This is a genomic window from Stenotrophomonas sp. Ker107b (assembly GCF_053847245.1).
In genome coordinates, this window is the sequence record NZ_JBSPHX010000002.1 from 1,020,600 (window position 1) to 1,036,963 (window position 16,364).

The 16,364-nt window shown below is 66.7% G+C and carries 15 protein-coding genes; 12 read left to right on the forward strand and 3 right to left on the reverse strand.

The window, feature by feature from the left end:
- Positions 1–104 precede the first annotated feature (104 nt).
- Positions 105–1,319, forward strand: coding sequence for a D-alanyl-D-alanine carboxypeptidase family protein (locus ACWV8V_RS14400; protein WP_259259083.1), 1,215 nt, complete (start codon positions 105–107; stop codon positions 1,317–1,319).
- A gap of 111 nt (positions 1,320–1,430) precedes the next feature.
- Here ACWV8V_RS14400 and ACWV8V_RS14405 read toward each other — a convergent pair whose 3' ends face one another.
- Positions 1,431–2,495 carry a lipid A deacylase LpxR family protein gene (locus ACWV8V_RS14405; RefSeq protein WP_259259085.1) on the reverse strand — a complete coding sequence of 355 codons (1,065 nt, stop codon included), beginning with the start codon at positions 2,493–2,495 and terminating at the stop codon, positions 1,431–1,433.
- Between the two features lie 193 nt (positions 2,496–2,688).
- On the opposite strand from ACWV8V_RS14405, the gene ACWV8V_RS14410 reads away from it, so the two are divergent.
- The 7 genes from ACWV8V_RS14410 to gnd all read left to right on the forward strand — a co-directional run bounded on the left by ACWV8V_RS14410 (position 2,689) and on the right by gnd (position 10,069).
- The gene (locus ACWV8V_RS14410) at positions 2,689–2,967 is read left to right on the forward strand and encodes a DUF493 family protein (RefSeq protein WP_121041243.1); all 279 of its coding nucleotides are present in this window, start codon (positions 2,689–2,691) and stop codon (positions 2,965–2,967) included.
- Positions 2,955–3,662, forward strand: coding sequence for a lipoyl(octanoyl) transferase LipB (gene lipB / locus ACWV8V_RS14415; RefSeq protein WP_346468915.1), 708 nt, complete (start codon positions 2,955–2,957; stop codon positions 3,660–3,662). Before ACWV8V_RS14410 ends, lipB begins: the two co-directional genes overlap by 13 nt.
- Positions 3,663–3,680: 18 nt before the next feature.
- Complete coding sequence (gene lipA / locus ACWV8V_RS14420; protein WP_121039885.1) at positions 3,681–4,694, forward strand: lipoyl synthase; 1,014 nt, start codon at positions 3,681–3,683, stop codon at positions 4,692–4,694.
- Positions 4,695–4,932: 238 nt separating this feature from the next.
- On the forward strand, positions 4,933–7,110 hold the full coding sequence (locus ACWV8V_RS14425) for a carboxy terminal-processing peptidase (RefSeq protein ID WP_123730170.1): 2,178 nt from the start codon (positions 4,933–4,935) through the stop codon (positions 7,108–7,110).
- A gap of 129 nt (positions 7,111–7,239) precedes the next feature.
- Complete coding sequence (locus ACWV8V_RS14430) at positions 7,240–7,860, forward strand: DUF2242 domain-containing protein (RefSeq protein WP_455900043.1); 621 nt, start codon at positions 7,240–7,242, stop codon at positions 7,858–7,860.
- A gap of 22 nt (positions 7,861–7,882) precedes the next feature.
- Positions 7,883–9,157 carry a hypothetical protein gene (locus ACWV8V_RS14435; protein ID WP_455900044.1) on the forward strand — a complete coding sequence of 425 codons (1,275 nt, stop codon included), beginning with the start codon at positions 7,883–7,885 and terminating at the stop codon, positions 9,155–9,157.
- Positions 9,158–9,166: 9 nt separating this feature from the next.
- Complete coding sequence (gene gnd, locus ACWV8V_RS14440; RefSeq protein ID WP_455900045.1) at positions 9,167–10,069, forward strand: phosphogluconate dehydrogenase (NAD(+)-dependent, decarboxylating); 903 nt, start codon at positions 9,167–9,169, stop codon at positions 10,067–10,069.
- 5 nt (positions 10,070–10,074) lie between these two features.
- On the opposite strand, the gene ACWV8V_RS14445 is transcribed toward gnd, so the two are convergent.
- Positions 10,075–11,115, reverse strand: a complete 1,041-nt coding sequence (locus ACWV8V_RS14445; RefSeq protein ID WP_455900046.1) for an oxidoreductase — start codon at positions 11,113–11,115, stop codon at positions 10,075–10,077.
- Positions 11,116–11,286: 171 nt separating this feature from the next.
- Here ACWV8V_RS14445 and ACWV8V_RS14450 point away from each other — a divergent pair, with 171 nt between their 5' ends.
- From ACWV8V_RS14450 to ACWV8V_RS14465, 4 genes are all read left to right on the forward strand, one after another.
- Positions 11,287–11,661: a BON domain-containing protein gene (locus tag ACWV8V_RS14450; protein ID WP_121039870.1), complete on the forward strand. Its 375-nt coding sequence runs from the start codon at positions 11,287–11,289 to the stop codon at positions 11,659–11,661.
- Positions 11,662–11,835: 174 nt separating this feature from the next.
- Positions 11,836–13,656 (forward strand): sensor histidine kinase, encoded by a 1,821-nt coding sequence (locus ACWV8V_RS14455; protein ID WP_259259094.1) that lies wholly within the window; start codon positions 11,836–11,838, stop codon positions 13,654–13,656.
- Complete coding sequence (locus ACWV8V_RS14460) at positions 13,653–14,093, forward strand: response regulator (protein WP_259259095.1); 441 nt, start codon at positions 13,653–13,655, stop codon at positions 14,091–14,093. Before ACWV8V_RS14455 ends, ACWV8V_RS14460 begins: the two co-directional genes overlap by 4 nt.
- 4 nt (positions 14,094–14,097) lie before the next feature.
- Positions 14,098–15,612, forward strand: coding sequence for an ATP-binding protein (locus ACWV8V_RS14465; protein ID WP_455900047.1), 1,515 nt, complete (start codon positions 14,098–14,100; stop codon positions 15,610–15,612).
- Here ACWV8V_RS14465 and ACWV8V_RS14470 read toward each other — a convergent pair whose 3' ends face one another.
- Positions 15,613–16,347 (reverse strand): 20S proteasome subunit A/B, encoded by a 735-nt coding sequence (locus tag ACWV8V_RS14470; protein WP_259259097.1) that lies wholly within the window; start codon positions 16,345–16,347, stop codon positions 15,613–15,615.
- Positions 16,348–16,364 lie beyond the last annotated feature (17 nt).

Genomic DNA, 16,364 nt, shown 5'->3' on the forward strand with positions numbered 1-16,364 from the left:
CTTCCATCGCACGCGGCACGCCAGCGCGTGCCGCCGCTCCTTGGGCCTACAATGCCCGTTATCCCTCATCCCCCCCTTGGCGCCCTCCAGGAGCTTGCTGTCCGATGAAATTCCGCTTTGCCGCCGCTGCCATGGCCACGACCCTGTTCGTGGGCATGGTCTCCGCCCAGACCCCCCTGCCGACCCCGGCACCGGCGCCTGCTCCCGCCGCCGCCCCGGCCACCGTCGCGACCCCGCCGGCGCCCAAGCCCAGCATTTCCAAGGCCTGGATCCTGATGGATTACGCCACCGGGCAGGTCCTGGCCGGTGAAAACGTGCACGAACAACTGGCCCCGGCCAGCATCACCAAGGTGATGACCTCGTACGTCGTGGCCGCCGAGGTCAAGAACGGCAAGGTCCGTACCGACGACCAGGTGATGATGAGCGAGCGCGCCTGGCGCGAAGGCGGTGCGGGCACCGATGGCAGCTACAGCGGCTTCCCGGTCAACCAGACCGCGCGTCTGGAAGACATGGAAAAGGGCATGGCGATCCAGTCCGGCAACGATGCCGCGATCGCCCTGGCAGAGCACGTCGCCGGCAGCGAAGAAGCCTTCGCCTCGCTGATGAACAGCTACGCCGCCAAGATCGGCATGAAGGACTCCCACTTCGTCAACGCCCATGGTCTGAGCGCGCCGGGCCACCACACCACCGCCTACGATCTGGCCCTGCTGGGCCGTGCGATGGTGCGTGACTACCCGGAAACCTACGCCTACAACAAGGTGAAGGAATTCACCGTGGGCAGCATCACCCAGCCCAACCGCAACCTGCTGCTGTGGCGCGACCAGAGCGTGGACGGCATCAAGACCGGTCACACCTCCGAAGCCGGCTATTGCCTGATGAGCTCGGCCCAGCGGGGTGACCAGCGCCTGGTGGCCGTGGTCCTGGGGGGCGGCTCGGAAAAGCAGCGCGCCGATGACAGCCTGGCCCTGCTCAACTGGGGCTTCCGCTTCTTCGAAACCCACCGCATGTACGAGCCGGGCAAGGTCGTGGCCGAGCACAAGGTGTGGAAGGGCAAGACCGCCACGCTGCAGCTGGGCGTCGCCCAGCCGATGCTGGTCAGCGTCCCGCGCGGCCGTTACAACGATCTCAAGCCGAGCATCGATGTGCCCAAGACCCTCGAAGCCCCCTTCACCGCTGGCCAGCAGGTCGGCACCCTGAAGGTGATGCTGGACAACCAGGTCGTCGCCCAGGCGCCGCTGGTGGCCGTGGCCGCCGTGGAAGAAGCCGGCTTCTTCAAGCGCTTGTGGGACAGCTTCTGGATGTGGTGGGAATCGGAGTAATCCGATTCGACCGCACTGAAAAAAAGACCGGCGAAAGCCGGTCTTTTTTTGCGCGTCCCTTCCGTCTGCCCGGCAGTGCCGGCCGCTGGCCGGCTTCTGGTCCGGGCGCCGTTACAGCGAGCGGCTGATGGTAAAGCTGCCGAACACCGGCGCCTCACGCTGCCCATCGAACTCGCGCGTGCTGTGGTACCGCGCCAGCGCGAACTTCCAGCGTCCGCGCATCACCGCCAGCCCATAACCGGCCTGGGCCACCACAGGGCGCTTGTCCACACGGTGGCTGTTGCGGAACGTATTGCCGTCCAGCGTGATATCGCGGATCACCCAGGCCGCATCCGTGGTCCCGAACAGATGCCACGACCACCCGCTCGGCTTGCCGCCGCGCGTCGGCGCCGTGTTCTCACCGGCGGGGCGCAGCGGGGTACTGCCGAAATCGTCCGGCAGCTTCCAGCCGAAGCGCACCTCGCCACCGGCGTTGACGTGCGTGGCCAGGTTGCCCACCGCGCCGCCGTAATGGCTGATCGCATCCCAGCCCCAGCCGCCCAGGTTCTCGCTGGCATCGGCCGGCCAACGTCGCATCCGCTCATGCGTCAGCATGAACACCGGTTCGTTGTGCAGCTGGTTGTCCCAGCCCTGGAACTTCTCGTCGCCCAGCAGCTCGTGCACCGCGTTCTGCACCTCCTCGCCGAGCGCCCACGGCCCCACCACGCCCACCGCCAGCTGCGTCGTCTGCAGGCGGTCGCCGCGGCGCGCGTTGTACCCGAAGCTGGCGATCAGCACGCCCGCATACGGGCGATCGTCCTCGATCAGGTCCTTCCGGGTGAAATCGGTCGGGGTGAAAATGCCCTGGGCCAGGCTGAAGATCATGTTCTGCTGCTCGAACTCGCCCGGGTGCAGCCGCTCCAGATGGCTGTTGACCCAGCGTGCCAGGCGCGGCAGGCAGGGATCGTCGGTGTAATCGACCAGATTTGGCGAGACCAGGGTGATCTGGGCGCCATTGGTATAGCCCTGATCCTGGTCCTTGCCGCCGAACAGATCGTTGTCGACGCGGAAGTTGACCTGGGGCGGATGCTCGCGCATCGCATCGGGCCCGCATTGAGTCGCGGCATGGGCGGCAGGGGCGGCCAAGGCCAGGAGACCGGCAAGGGCGGCCGGCAGCGCGAAGGGCTTCAGTGACATGGGATACCAGACGAGGATTTATGCTTTCTTAAGCCGATACAGCGTAGTCAGAGCGTGATGTCGTGAACAGCGCTGCGCACGCACTGCTGCGTTTTAAACACGATGCGGGTGTTTTCACGGACCGTTGGGCGCCAGTGTGCGCACGATCAAGCAGCGCTTGGGTTCGGGCGCAGGCATCCCCATAATCCCGGTCATGGAGATCAAGTCTGACAACCCCGACCACGGCTTCCAGTTCCCCGGCCAGTTCGAACTCAGCGCCATGGGCGCGGCCGGCAACGACCTGGAACGCGAACTGCCGCGCCTGCTCGAGCTCGCCGGCCTGGAAGTACTGACCGAGCGGGTCAGCTGGAAACACTCGTCCAACGGCAAGTACGTGTCCGTGCGACTGGTGTTCAAGGCCGACAACCGCGAACAGTACGATGCCGCCCACAACGCGCTGCGCGACCACCCGGAAGTGAAGTGGACGCTGTAGCCAGCTGCGCCACTGCCGCGGCCCCGGGCGACCGGGCGCCGCAACCGGCCATCGTGCGTGACCTCGGCCGCCAGCCCTATGCCCCGGTGTGGCATGCCATGCAGCGCTTCACCGATGCCCGGACCGAACACACGCCGGACGAGCTGTGGGTGGTCGAGCACGACCCGGTGTTCACCCTGGGCCAGGCCGGCAAGGACGAGCACGTGCTCGCCCCCGGCGATATTCCCGTGCTGCATGTCGACCGTGGCGGCCAGGTGACGTATCACGGCCCCGGCCAGATCGTGATCTACCCACTGCTGCAGCTGCGGCGGCTGGGGATCGGCGTGCGCGACTACGTGTGCCGGATCGAACAGGCCCTCATCGACACCCTGGGCGACTGGAACATCGGCGCCGAGCGCCTGGATGGCGCGCCCGGGGTCTACGTGGGCGGGGCCAAGGTGGCCGCGCTCGGCATCCGCGTCCGCCGCGGCTGCACCTTCCATGGCCTGGCCTTCAATGTGGCCATGGACCTGGAACCGTTCCGCCGGATCAACCCCTGTGGCTATCAAGGGCTGCAGGTGACCTCGGTGGTAGACTTGGGGGGACCGTCCGGCATGGCGGCCGTCACGCCGGTGCTGCTGGGCCATCTGGCCCGCCAGTTCGGCCTGGCCCTCGAGCCGGCCGCTGAACTACCCGATTTGACTGACGCGGCATGAACGCCGCCGACCAAGGCCATGACTGAAACCACCGCTCGCCTCATTCCCCTGCAGGTCGTGCAGGGCGACACGCCGTCCGCCGCCCCGTTGCAGACGGGCGTCAAACAGATCGGCGGTGACAAGATCGGCCGCTCGCCGGTGCAGTTCGCCGACGTGCCGGTGCTGCGCAAGCCGTCGTGGATCCGCGTGCGGATTCCCTCCGGCAACGCCGTGCAGAACCTCAAGGCCAAGCTGCGCGAGAACCGCCTGGTCACGGTCTGCGAGGAAGCCAGCTGCCCCAACATCCACGAGTGCTTCAGCCACGGCACCGCGACCTTCATGATCCTCGGCGAGGTCTGCACCCGCCGTTGCTCGTTCTGCGACGTCGCCCACGGCCGGCCCAAGCCGCCGGACGCCAACGAGCCGGCCAGCCTGTCCCAGACCGTGGCCGACATGGGCCTGAAGTACGTGGTGGTGACCAGCGTGGATCGTGACGACCTGCGCGACGGCGGTGCCCAGCACTTCGCCGACTGCATCGGTGCCATCCGTGCCAAGTCGCCCAAGACCAAGATCGAAGTGCTGACCCCGGATTTCCGTGGCAAGGGCCGTATGGAGCGCGCGCTGGAGATCCTGGCGACCAACCCGCCGGATGTGTTCAACCACAACATCGAAACCGTGCCGGACCTGTACCGCAATGTGCGCCCGGGCGCGGACTACCAGTGGTCGCTGACCCTGCTCAAGAAGTTCAAGGCCCAGCATCCGGAGATCGCCACCAAGTCCGGCATCATGCTCGGCCTGGGCGAGACCCTGGAGCAGGTCCAGGCCACGTTGCGTGACCTGCGCGAGCACGACGTGGACATGATCACGATCGGCCAGTACCTGCAGCCGACCGCGCATCACCACCCGGTGCTGCGTTACTGGACCCCCGAGGAATACAAGGCACTGGAGGAGTACGGCAATGCGCTGGGCTTCAGCCACGTCGCCTCCGGTCCGATGGTGCGCTCGTCCTACCACGCCGATCGACAGGCGGCCGACGCCGGCGTCGCCGGTTGATCCCACGGGCCCTTCGGGGCCCGTTCTGCCAATCCCACACGTCTTTCCCCGGCCGCGGCCCTGAACCGCGGATGGCCGCAGTCCTGTGCCTGCCTGCTGATCCCGCCGGTATTCACAAATTTCTCCAACGGCCTCGGTAGGCTGAAGGCCCCGGTGACAAACGCGGCAACTTTCGGCACTGTCGTGGTGTCTGTAATGCACGCAGTCTCTCCCTTGGCAAGGTGCCACGAGCTAGTCCATGAAATTCAAAGCCCCCGCATTCCTGATGGCCCTGGCGCTCACTGCGCCGATGGCACTGGCCGCCTACGCCGATTCGCCCGCGCTGCCTTCGGCTGCCACGGCCGACCAGGTGACCACCTCCAAGCTGGTCTACGGACTGCTCTCGGACAGCCGATACGCCTACCGGCCGCGCGCACTGGATGCGGCGACCTCCAAGGACGTCTTCAAGCGCTACCTGGAGTCGCTCGACAGCAGCAAGCAGTTCTTCACCCAGGCCGACATCACCCGCTTCGCGCCGTTCGAGGCCAACATCGCCACCGCCATCCGCGGCGGCGAGCTGGAGCCGGCGTTCCAGGTGTTCGCGGTCTACAAGCAGCGCGTCGGTGAGCGTGTCGGCTATGCGCGCAAGCTGCTCAAGACCGATTTCGATTTCAGCACCGATGAGAAGTTCGAGTACGACCGCAAGGACGTGCCGTGGGCCGCGAGCAGCGCCGAACTGGACGATCTGTGGCGCAAGTCGGTCAAGAACGATTGGCTGCGCCTGAAGCTGGCCGGCAAGCAGCCGGCCGAGATCCGCAAGACGCTGGACAAGCGTTACGCCACGCTGGAAAAGTCGGTCAATGAGCTCAAGGGCGAGGACGTGTTCCAGTTCTTCCTCAACGCCTACACCAGCGCCGTGGACCCGCATACCGATTACTTCACCCCGCGCACCGCCGAGAACTTCAACCAGGCGATGTCGCTGTCGCTGGAAGGCATCGGCGCGCAGCTGCAGCGCCAGGACGACATGGTGGTGATCCGCGAGGTCATCGCCGGTGGCCCGGCCGCCGTCAATGGCACGCTGAAGCCGGGCGACCGCATCGTCGGCGTCGGCCAGGGCAAATCCGGTCCGCTGGAAGACGTGATCGGCTGGCGCATCGATGATGTGGTGGCCAAGATCCGCGGCAAGAGCGATACCCAGGTCCGCCTGGAGTTCATCCCGGCCGAAGAGGGCGTCGACGGCAAGCACCACACCCTGGTGCTGACCCGCCAGAAGGTGCGTCTGGCCGAACAGGCCGCCAAGGGCGAGACCCTGACCATCCCGGCCAAGGACGGGGAGCCGGCGCGCAAGGTGGGCGTGATCAAGTTGCCGACCTTCTACCAGGATTTCGAAGGCCGCCGCCGCAACGCCGCCGACTACGCCTCTGCAACCCGCGACGTGGCCAAGCTGCTGGCCGGCTTCAAGGCCGACAAGCTCGATGGCGTGGTGCTGGATCTGCGCAACAACGGCGGTGGTTCGCTGGATGAAGCCATTGAGCTGACCGGTCTGTTCATCGAACAGGGCCCGGTGGTCCAGGTGCGCGAGTCCGGTGGCCGCGTCACCGTCAACAGTGACCGCAGCGAAGTGGTGGCGTGGGACGGCCCGCTGGCCGTGCTGATCAACCGTGGCTCGGCCTCGGCCTCGGAAATCTTCGCCGGCGCCATCCAGGATTACGGCCGTGGCCTGGTGATCGGTGAGACCACCTTCGGCAAGGGCACGGTGCAGAACATCGTCGACCTCGACCGTTGGCCGAGTGGCGAGACCCAGCGCTTCGGCCAGGTCAAGCTGACCATCGCCCAGTTCTTCCGCGTCAGCGGCAGCAGTACCCAGCACAAGGGCGTGGTCCCGGATCTGGCCTTCCCGGCCAGCGTGGACGCCAGCGAGTACGGTGAAAGCACCTACGACAATGCCCTGCCGTGGACCCGCATCGCCGCCGTGCCGCACACCCAGTACGGCAACTTCGGCCCGCTGCTGCCCAAGCTGGAAAGCCGCCACGACACGCGTATTGCTGCCGACAAGGAGTTCCAGTGGTGGAACGAGGACGTCGAACAGTTCCGCGCCGAAAAGGCCAAGAAGTACATCTCGCTCAACGAGGCCGAGCGCCGCGCCGAGCGTGAGAAGCAGGACAAGCAGCGCACTGACCGCCAGGCCATCCGCAAGGAACTGGGTCTGGATCTGGATCCGCTGGCCGATGACAGCAACGACGACGGCCTGACCGGCAACGAGCGCGACATCGTCAAGGATGCCGCCCGCGAGAAAGCCGCCGAGAAGCGTCCGGATCCGCTGCTGCGTGAATCGGCCGCGATCCTCGCCGATGCGGTGAATCTGCTGGAGACCGACCGCCCGCTGTCGGCCCAGGTGCTGCCGCAGTCGACGGCGGTGGGCCGCTGGGCGGACTGACCGCCCCGCAGCTGCCAGCTGAACCGATGACAACTCCACAGGCCGCCCTTCGGGGCGGCCTGTGCGTATCCACCTCCCGCCAACGCGCAGAGGTCTATCCTTGGAGGCTGGATTTCCGCAGGAGCGGCCATGCGCTTTCGTCGTGTACGTTCGATCCCGCTGCTGGCGGTGGTCGCCGCCTTGAGTGCCTGTGGCGGCCGCGCCGCTGACAGCACCCTGATCCGCGAGTCGTTCGACTCCGGGGATACCTACTCGCGTACCGTGCCCGGCGCACCGGGCCAGGCCTGCGAAGCCGCGCGCCGGACGCTGCTCAGCCAGGGCTACGCGATTGCCCGTGCCGGCGATGATGCCGTGGAAGGCAACAAGAATTTCCAGCCCAAGGACGACGAGCATGAGCAACTGGTGCTGCGCATCTCCTGCGCACCGCGCGGGGACCAGGCACTGGTGTTCGTCAGCGCGGTGCAGGACCGCTACGCCTTGAAGAAGAGTCCCACCTCGGCCAGTGTCGGCGTGGGGGCGCTTGGCTCGGTGTCGCTGCCGTTTGGCAGCAATGACGACTCGCTGGTGAAAGTTGCCAGCAGCACGGTGCAGGATGCGAGCTTCTACCGTCGCTTCTTCGAACGCCTGCAGCAGTATCTGCCGGCCGCTTCAGTGCCCGAGCCTGCGCCAGCGGCGGCACCGGCACCTGCCGCCGCGGTCGAGGCGACGCCTGCCACGGTGGTGAGCGATACCCCGGCCTCCCTGCACTGAGCGGGCGGCGGTGCGGCAGGCCATGGCAGCAGGATCGCGGCGCTGGCGCCGCCATGCGCTCGCGGCCCTGCTGGGGCTGATCCCGGCCGGCAGCGCGTGGAGCGCGTCGTCCTGTGCGCAGGGCGTGCTGGAGGAGCTTGGCTGGCAGATCGCTGCAGCCGACATCGACGCCCCCAAGGTGCACGGTGGTCCGGTCTGCGAACGCGCCGATCTGCGCCAGGCACAGAGCGCCGGCGACCTGCGTGTGCAGCTGCCGCGCCAGTGGTCGGCGGCGCAGCGGCAGGCCTGGCTGCCCACGTTGTTCGATGACCCGGCCACCGTATGTGCGTACGCCTTTCAGCTTGGCGCCGCCACGCGCCGCGCGACGACCGCGCTGCAGGACAACGAGGGGTTCCGCTTCTCGGCACTGCAGCTGGGCTGGATCGGTTTCGGTGCCGGCGGCGCGCAGGCCAAGGGCTGGGAGCGCTTCCGCAGCTTCGGCCGCGGCTATCAGCCGGCCGAGGCCAACAGCGCGGCGCTGCAGACCTTCTATGAGGGGCGCGTGCGGGCAGAATGCGGGGTCGGCCGCCAGGTCGCGCAACTGGCGACCCAGCGCGAGCTGTACGGCGATACCGCGTTCGATCGCGAGTTCTCGGCCGATGAGCTCTCCATCGGCACCTTCCTGACCCTGCACGAGACCGACAGCATCCTGCTCGGCCGGCACGCCGGTGAGTTTCTGGCCGACGGCAAGGCGAAGAAGACCGCCCTGCGCGGGCGGCAGGCGTTCGTCGGCACGCCCGGCTTCATCGAGCACGTGTTCGAGCAAAAGTACCTGGACGACATCAACAACCAGGCCGAGAACTTCGTGGTGGTGGATGTCAGCGATGCCGCGGCACGCGCGCTGCGCGAGCACGCGGGCTTTGCCTATTACGACCAGATCAACCGGCGTATCTGGGCGCTGGCCCAGCGCATGCCGGGCCCGGGGCCGCGCCGGTTCGAGCGGCTGCTGATCGAGCGCGACCCGATCTGGCGGCGCGAGGTGCCGGCCGAGCAGCAACCGCTGCTGAAGGAACTGGATGCCTTGCTGGACGATCCGTTCTACCAGGGGTTCCTGATTTACGTGCATCCTCGGGGTATACGTCCTATCGGGTATCACATCGCCCGCCTGCTTGATCGCAATCCGCGGACACCGTTCGCGATCGAACTGGGGCTGCACAACCTGCATACCACGCTGTATCGGCGCTGGATCGACGCACGCCTTCGCCAGTGCGATTCCCCGCCGACAGCCTTCCTGCAAGACAACACGACAACGGAATAGAGGTGATTGATGGATATTGCAATGATCGGGCTGGGCCGCATGGGCGCCAACATGGCCGAGCGCCTGCATCGCGGCGGGCACCACGTGATCGGTGTCGATCCCGGTGAGGCGGCACGTACCGCGGCGGCCGAACGCGGTTTCGAGGTCAGCGCCTCGATCGCCGAGACGCTCGCCGCGCTGCCGGTCCCGCGCGTGGTGTGGCTGATGGTGCCGGCCGGCGTGGTCGACCAGACCCTGGCGTCCCTCTCGCCGCATCTGTCCGAGGGCGATGTGGTGATCGACGGCGGCAATTCGTACTACAAGGATTCCATGCGCCGCAGCGAACAGCTGCAGGGCGAAGACGTGACCTACATCGACTGTGGCACCAGCGGCGGCGTGTGGGGCCTGCAGGAGGGCTACAGCCTGATGATCGGCGGTGACCAGGCGGCGGTCGAACGGATCGGGGCGATCTTCCGCACGCTGGCGCCGGCTGAGGACCGTGGCTGGGCGCATCTGGGACCGAGCGGGGCAGGGCACTTCTGCAAGATGGTCCACAACGGGATCGAGTACGGGATGATGCAGGCCTACGCGGAAGGCTTCGCGTTGATGCAGCACAAGACCGGGTTCAATCTCGATCTGGCGCAGGTGGCCAAGGCCTGGCAGCACGGCAGCGTGGTGCGTTCGTGGCTGCTCGATCTCAGTGCCGATGCACTGGCCCGCAACCCGCAGCTGGATGGCATCGCGCCGTACGTCGAAGACTCCGGCGAGGGCCGTTGGACCGTCGCCGAGGCGATCGATCTGGATGTACCGGCGCCGGTGATCACGCTGTCACTGCTCGAACGCCTGCGCTCGCGCGAGAAGAATTCGTTCAGCGACCGCCTGCTGGCCGCGATGCGCAACGAGTTCGGTGGCCACGCGATCAAGACGACCTGACCGCGTCAGAGCGCCACCCGCTGCCCGCTGCGTGCACTCTCTGCCCCGGCCTCAAGCAGGCGCATCAGCTGCAGCGCCTGCGCGGTGCTGACGGGGGCCGCGCCCACGCCGAGCATCGCATCGCGGAAGGCCGCATAGAACGCCCGGTAATCGCCGGGCACGTTGTCCACGGTGCTGCGTTGGGTGTGTCCGTCGGCATCGATCCGCACCAAGTGACCGTGCTGCGGATCCAGTCCCCAGCCCGGCGCGCCCGGGGCAATGCCGCGGCGCAGCTGATCTTCCTGCACGTCCAGCCCGTCCTTGAGGTAGCTGCCGGCGTCGCCATGCACGATGAATCGCGGGCCGGACGCGGCGACCAGCGAGCCGGCATGCAGGATCGCGCGGTGCCGGGGGTAATGCAGCACCGCATGGAAATAGTCATTGCCGAGCGCATGCTCGCGCTGCGCCATGAGATCTGCACTGATGGCATCGGGCCAACCAAACAACTGCAGCATCTGGTCGAGCAGGTGCGGCCCCAGATCCATCCACAACCCGCTGCCAGGCGCATCGCTTTCGCGCCAACGATCACGAACCTGCGGGCGGAACCGGTCGAAATGGGAATGGCATTCGGCGACGCGGCCGATGCTGCCCTCGTCGATCACCTGCTTGAGGGTGAGGAAGTCGGCGTCATGGCGACGGTTCTGGAACACGGTGACGACCCGTTCGGCCTCCTGCGCGGCCCGTACCACGGATTCGGCTTCGGCCACGCTCAGGGCGAACGGTTTATCCACCAGTACGTGCTTGCCGGCGGCCAGCGCGGCGCGTGCCAACGGGGCATGCGCGTCGTTGGGCGTGGCGATCACCACCGCATCGAGCGCCGGGTCGTCGAACAGCAACTGCGGGTCGTCACAGATGCGCACGTCGGTGAAGCTGCGCAGCAGCCGATCACGCTGCGAGCTGACAATGCTGTGCAGCGCAAGGCCCGGCGTATGCATGATCAGTGGTGCGTGGAAGACGCTGCCGGCCAAGCCATAGCCGATCAGTCCCACCTGCAGTTCAGCGGCCATGGTGCGCTCCAACATATCGAGGCTGGACAGCGTAACGGTTGTGCCTGCGGGGCGGAAATCTGAACCATTCCGCATCAACCTGAGTGGTTCACGGCAGCGTTATGTGGCGCCCACGTCCTGTCCACGGCCCTGCACGGACACTGGCCCCACTCTCCGCAAAGGAATTCGAACATGACCAACACGACCCGTAATCTGCTTGCTGCTTCGCTGGCCCTGGGCATGGTGCTGGGCACCTCGACTGCCATGGCCAAGGATCCGCCGAAGACCACCGATCATGCCGCGATGACCCATGCCGACAAGCACGACTCGGCCGAGCCGGTCACCGACAGCTGGATCACCACCAAGGTCAAGACCGACCTGCTGACCAGCAAGAACGTCCCGGGTACCGAAGTGAAGGTGGAGACCGTCAATGGCGTGGTCACCCTCACCGGCACCGTGGCCAGCCAGGCCGAGCACGACAAGGCCGTGCGCGTGACCCAGCAGATCAAGGGTGTGAAGCGCGTCGACGCTGCCAACCTCAAGGTTGCTGCGACCGCTGCACGCTGAGCCCACACGCTGCATCGCTGAACAAAGCGCGCCTTCGGGCGCGCTTTTTTTGTTCCGCCCCGTATTCACAAACGGGTGGAGTATATTCACCGCTTCGCCATCGCCGGTGGGCAGCGCACTGCCGGGCCTCCCGGGTGCGTCGGGTCGTCGATGGCACCGAGCTGAAGAGGGACTATGGCGCTGGTGTTCAGTGATCAAATCTGGGACCGCTGGCGATTGCCGGCATTGGCCCTGGCGGCCGTGGCCATCATCGTGGTGCCTTGGCTGACCCTGCGCAAATTGGCCGACGACAACGTCGATGCCATGAATTGGGTCACCCACACCCAGGAGGTCGGTGTCGCGGTGTACCAGCTCCAGGCCGATGTGCTGGATGTGGAGTCGGCGGCGTTGACGATGTCCAAGGGTATCGATTCGCCGGGGCTGCGCGAACGCGTGGCCCGGGGCGACGATCTTTCCGACCGGCTTGAGCGGTTGGCCGAACTGACCCGCGACAACCCCGAGCAGCTGCTCCGGATCGGTCGCATCCAGTCGATGCTGGAGCGCCGTATCGAGTTGGCCAAGCAACTGGCGCGTTCCTCGCCGAATGACGATCAGCGCCAGCTGGTGGCCGATCTGACCTCCCGCTACCCGATCCGCAACCTGGTGGAAGACCTGCAGGCCAGCGAAGAGCGCCTGCTCAAGAAGCGCTCGGCCTTGTTCGCCGCACAGCAGCGGCAGGGCGAACTGGTGTCCTGGTCGGCGCTGGTAGTGCAGCTGCTCCTGCTGGGCCTGGTGTTGTGGCTGCTGCACCGGCAGATCCGTCATCGCCTGACCGCTGAGCGTGCCTCCCTGCGCTCGGCCGGCCGCGCCGCCTCGGTGCTGCATACCGTGCGCGAGCCGATCGTACTGCTTGATCGCAGCCTGCGCGTGCAGATGCACAACCCGGCGTTCGCCGAACTGTACGGCCTGGACGAAGACGCCTCGGCTGAAGGCCTGGCGCTGGACAGCATCGGCGAGGGTGCCTGGGCCGATGCGGTGGTCCGCCAGCGCCTGACCGATGTGCTGCTGCGCGGCCGCGAGCTGTGGGATTACGAACACGAACAGCGCACCGCCGATGATGTGGTGCGGATCATGCTGATCAATGCGCGGCGCATGCCGCTGCCGGACAAGGACGACGAGGTCGTGCTGATGACGGTCAGCGACGTCACCGTGCAGCGCGCCGTGCAGCTGCGGGTGGAAGAGCTGAACCGTCAGCTGGAAGGCAAGGTCGAGCAGGTCTCCGAGGTCAACCGCGAACTGGAAGCCTTCAGCTACTCGGTCTCGCACGACCTGCGCGCGCCGCTGCGCCATGTGGCGGGTTTCTCGGACAAGCTGACCCGTCACCTGGGCGAGGATGCGGACGAAAAATCCCTGCATTACCTGGGGGTCATCTCCAATTCGGCCCGGCGCATGGCCGCCCTGATCGACGACCTGCTGGTCTACTCGCGGCTTGGCCGGGCCGCCATGCGGCTGCAGGCGGTGGACATGCAGTCGCTGGTGGCCGATACCCGCGCCATGCTCGATGCCAACCAGCAGAGCGAGTCCGAGGGCAGCGGCGTGCCGCACCACGTGGACTGGAAGATCGCGCCGCTGCCGATCATCGTCTCCGACGAAAACATGATGCGCCAGGTCTGGCTGAATCTGCTCGGTAACGCGATCAAGTATTCTTCCAACCGCGAGCCGGCCCGGATCGAGGTGGACTACAAACTGCAGCCCGACGGCAGCCACCTGTTCACCGTCCGCGACAACGGCGCAGGCTTCGACATGGCCTACGCCGGCAAGTTGTTCGGGGTGTTCCAGCGACTGCACAAAGCCAGCGATTACCCGGGAACGGGCATCGGCCTGGCCAGTGTCCGCCGCGTGTTGACCCGCCACGGCGGCCGTATCTGGGCCGAGTCGGCGGTCGACCGGGGCGCCACGTTCCACTTCTCACTTCCCCCCGCGCTCGACGCGATCAACAAGGGCTCCGCCGCATGACCGCTCTCCGTACCATCCTCCTCGCCGAGGACAGCCCTGCCGACGCCGAGATGGCGATCGACGCCCTGAAGGAAGCCCGCCTGGCCAATCCGATCGTGCACGTTGAAGATGGCGTGGAAACGATGGACTACCTGCTGCGTCGCGGCGCGTACGCCAACCGCGATGAAGGCCTGCCGGCCGTGCTGCTGCTGGACATCAAGATGCCGCGCATGGACGGCCTGGAAGTGCTCAAGGAAATCCGCAACACCGAAGAGCTCAAGCGGCTGCCGGTGGTGATCCTGTCCTCCTCGCGCGAGGAGAGCGATCTGGCGCGCAGCTGGGACATGGGCGTCAACGCCTATGTCGTCAAGCCGGTGGACGTGGACCAGTTCTTCGGCGCGGTGCAGACCCTGGGCAAGTTCTGGGGTTTGATCAACCAGGCACCGGAGGTCGAGTAAGGCCATGCCGCTGACCGGCCCTGCGTTGGGTGCCCTGCGGATCCTGCTGATCGAGGATTCGCCGGAAGACGCCGAACTGATGTGCGAGCAGATGCTCGACGCTGGTCTTGAGGCCAGCTTCGAGCGGGTCGAGAGCGCGCAGGAACTGCGTGAGGCGCTGGAGCGCGCCGCGCCGGACATCGTGCTGTCGGACCTGAGCATGCCCGGCTTCTCCGGCAATGAAGCGCTGCAGATCGTGCGCGCGGCGTTGCCGGAGGTGCCCTTCATCTTCGTGTCCGGCACGATGGGTGAGGAAAACGCCGTGGCCGCCCTGCACCAGGGCGCCAACGATTACATCATCAAGCACCAGCCGGCGCGCCTGCCCTCGGCGGTGGCGCGTGCGGTGCGCGAAGCGCGCAGCGCGATCGACCGCCAGCGGGTGGAAGCCGAGCTGATGCGCGCGCAGCGCCTGGAAAGCCTGTCGCTGCTGGCGGCCGGCCTGAGCCACGACCTGCGCAACATCCTGCAACCGCTGCTGATCATGCCGGACCTGCTCAAGGCCCGGACCGACGATCCGCAGCTGCACCATCTGGCCGACATCATCGCCGAGTGCGGTCGACGCGGCCATGAGATGGCCGAATCGATGCTGTCTTTCGTGCGCGGCTCGCGAAATACAAGCGAACACATCTGCCTGGTCCATCTGTTCGAAGGCGTGGAGCTGCTCCTGCGCAGCAACCTGCCGGCCAAGGTCACCCTGCATCTGGAGGTGGCCGAAGGCCTGGCGGTGGATGCCAACTACACCGAGCTGCAGCAGGTCCTGCTCAATCTGTCCTTGAACGGCATCCAGGCGATGCCCGATGGTGGCCGGCTGACGCTGCGCGCGGCGGCCGCCGCCGATACCCAGGGCGAGGACTGGCTGCAGATCACGGTGTCCGACGAAGGCATCGGCATGGATGCGCAGACGCTCTCCAATCTCTTCAATCCGTTCTTCACCACCAAGGCGACCGGCACCGGGCTCGGCCTGATTTCCTGCAAGCGCATCGTCGAAGGTGCGCACGGCACCATCCAGGTGGACAGCACGCCGGGGGTGGGCACGCGCTTCGAGGTGCTGCTGCCGATGCAGGCGGTGGCCGATGCAGCCGACACCCTGGACGCGCCGACCATCGCCGGTGCGGGGCAGTCGATCCTGGTGGTGGATGGCGAAGCCACGCGGCTGTCGTTGTTGGGTAACGCGCTGTCCAGCCAGGGCTATCACCTGCAGCTGGCCTCCGATGGCGCCGCGGCGCTGCGCTGGATGCAACAGGAGAGCATGCCGGCCCTGGTGATCGCTGATGCCGGCTCCAAGCTGCTCTCGGCCAGCCATCTGCTGGGTGAGATGGCCACGCTGGGCTACCGCGGCCCGGCCCTGGTGCTGGAAGAAGCCGACGTCACCGTGCCGCTGGCGGTATTTCCGCCCGGCATCAACGTGCATGTGCTGCGCAAGCCGCTGGAGATGCAGCAGGTGTTCCGTTCAGTCGCCGAAGCGCTGCAGACCGCCTGATCAGGCTTCCCACGGGAACGGCGGCAGGCTGGCGACGGCCTGTTCGAGCTTGTGCGACCAGCTGCCGTGGATCTCCGCGTACAACGGGCTGTCACCGGCCAGGCGCATGCGCTGGGTGATCCGCAGGTCATCCCTGCGGATCAGCACCAGATCCACCGGCAGCCCCACCGACAGGTTGGAGCGGATGGTCGAATCCAGGGACACGATGGCGGTGCGCGCCGCGTCTTCCAGGCGGGTCTGCGGGCGCAGGATGCGGTCCAGGATCGGCTTGCCGTACTTGGACTCGCCGATCTGCAGGAAGGGGGTCTCCGGCGAGGCCGCGATCGCATTGCCGAGCGGATAGATCATGTACATCCCGGGGTGCTCGCCGCCGATCTGGCCGCCCAGGATCAACGTGGCCTGGGTCACGATGCCATCCTGGCCCGCCTCATGCGTGCTGGATTTGACCTGGCTGTCGAGCAGCACGCGGCCCACGTACTCGGCCACCTCGAACAGATGCCGGTAGGCGCGAAGGTTCTCCGGGCGGTGTTCCTCCACATCGCGGCGCAGGCGCGAGATCAGCAGCTGGGTGGTCGCCAGGTTGCCCGCGGCCATGATGACGAAGGCGGCTTCACCGGGAAATTCGAACTCGTGCAGCTTGCGGTGCACGCGGACATCGTCCAGCGAGGCGTTGGTGCGGGTGTCGGCGGCGAAGACCAGGCCTTCGTCCACCTCGATGCCGACGCAATAGGTCATGTCGGTGTCCTATGATG

Excerpts from the sequence above, each read along its gene's own strand:
- ACWV8V_RS14400 (WP_259259083.1), top strand. The coding sequence starts at position 105 with ATGAAATTCCGCTTTGCCGCCGCTGCCATGGCCACGACCCTGTTCGTG.
- ACWV8V_RS14405 (WP_259259085.1), bottom strand. The coding sequence starts at position 2,495 with ATGTCACTGAAGCCCTTCGCGCTGCCGGCCGCCCTTGCCGGTCTCCTG.
- ACWV8V_RS14410 (WP_121041243.1), top strand. The coding sequence starts at position 2,689 with ATGGAGATCAAGTCTGACAACCCCGACCACGGCTTCCAGTTCCCCGGC.
- lipA (WP_121039885.1), top strand. The coding sequence starts at position 3,681 with ATGACTGAAACCACCGCTCGCCTCATTCCCCTGCAGGTCGTGCAGGGC.
- ACWV8V_RS14425 (WP_123730170.1), top strand. The coding sequence starts at position 4,933 with ATGAAATTCAAAGCCCCCGCATTCCTGATGGCCCTGGCGCTCACTGCG.
- ACWV8V_RS14430 (WP_455900043.1), top strand. The coding sequence starts at position 7,240 with ATGCGCTTTCGTCGTGTACGTTCGATCCCGCTGCTGGCGGTGGTCGCC.
- ACWV8V_RS14435 (WP_455900044.1), top strand. The coding sequence starts at position 7,883 with ATGGCAGCAGGATCGCGGCGCTGGCGCCGCCATGCGCTCGCGGCCCTG.
- gnd (WP_455900045.1), top strand. The coding sequence starts at position 9,167 with ATGGATATTGCAATGATCGGGCTGGGCCGCATGGGCGCCAACATGGCC.
- ACWV8V_RS14445 (WP_455900046.1), bottom strand. The coding sequence starts at position 11,115 with ATGGCCGCTGAACTGCAGGTGGGACTGATCGGCTATGGCTTGGCCGGC.
- ACWV8V_RS14450 (WP_121039870.1), top strand. The coding sequence starts at position 11,287 with ATGACCAACACGACCCGTAATCTGCTTGCTGCTTCGCTGGCCCTGGGC.
- ACWV8V_RS14455 (WP_259259094.1), top strand. The coding sequence starts at position 11,836 with ATGGCGCTGGTGTTCAGTGATCAAATCTGGGACCGCTGGCGATTGCCG.
- ACWV8V_RS14460 (WP_259259095.1), top strand. The coding sequence starts at position 13,653 with ATGACCGCTCTCCGTACCATCCTCCTCGCCGAGGACAGCCCTGCCGAC.
- ACWV8V_RS14465 (WP_455900047.1), top strand. The coding sequence starts at position 14,098 with ATGCCGCTGACCGGCCCTGCGTTGGGTGCCCTGCGGATCCTGCTGATC.
- ACWV8V_RS14470 (WP_259259097.1), bottom strand. The coding sequence starts at position 16,347 with ATGACCTATTGCGTCGGCATCGAGGTGGACGAAGGCCTGGTCTTCGCC.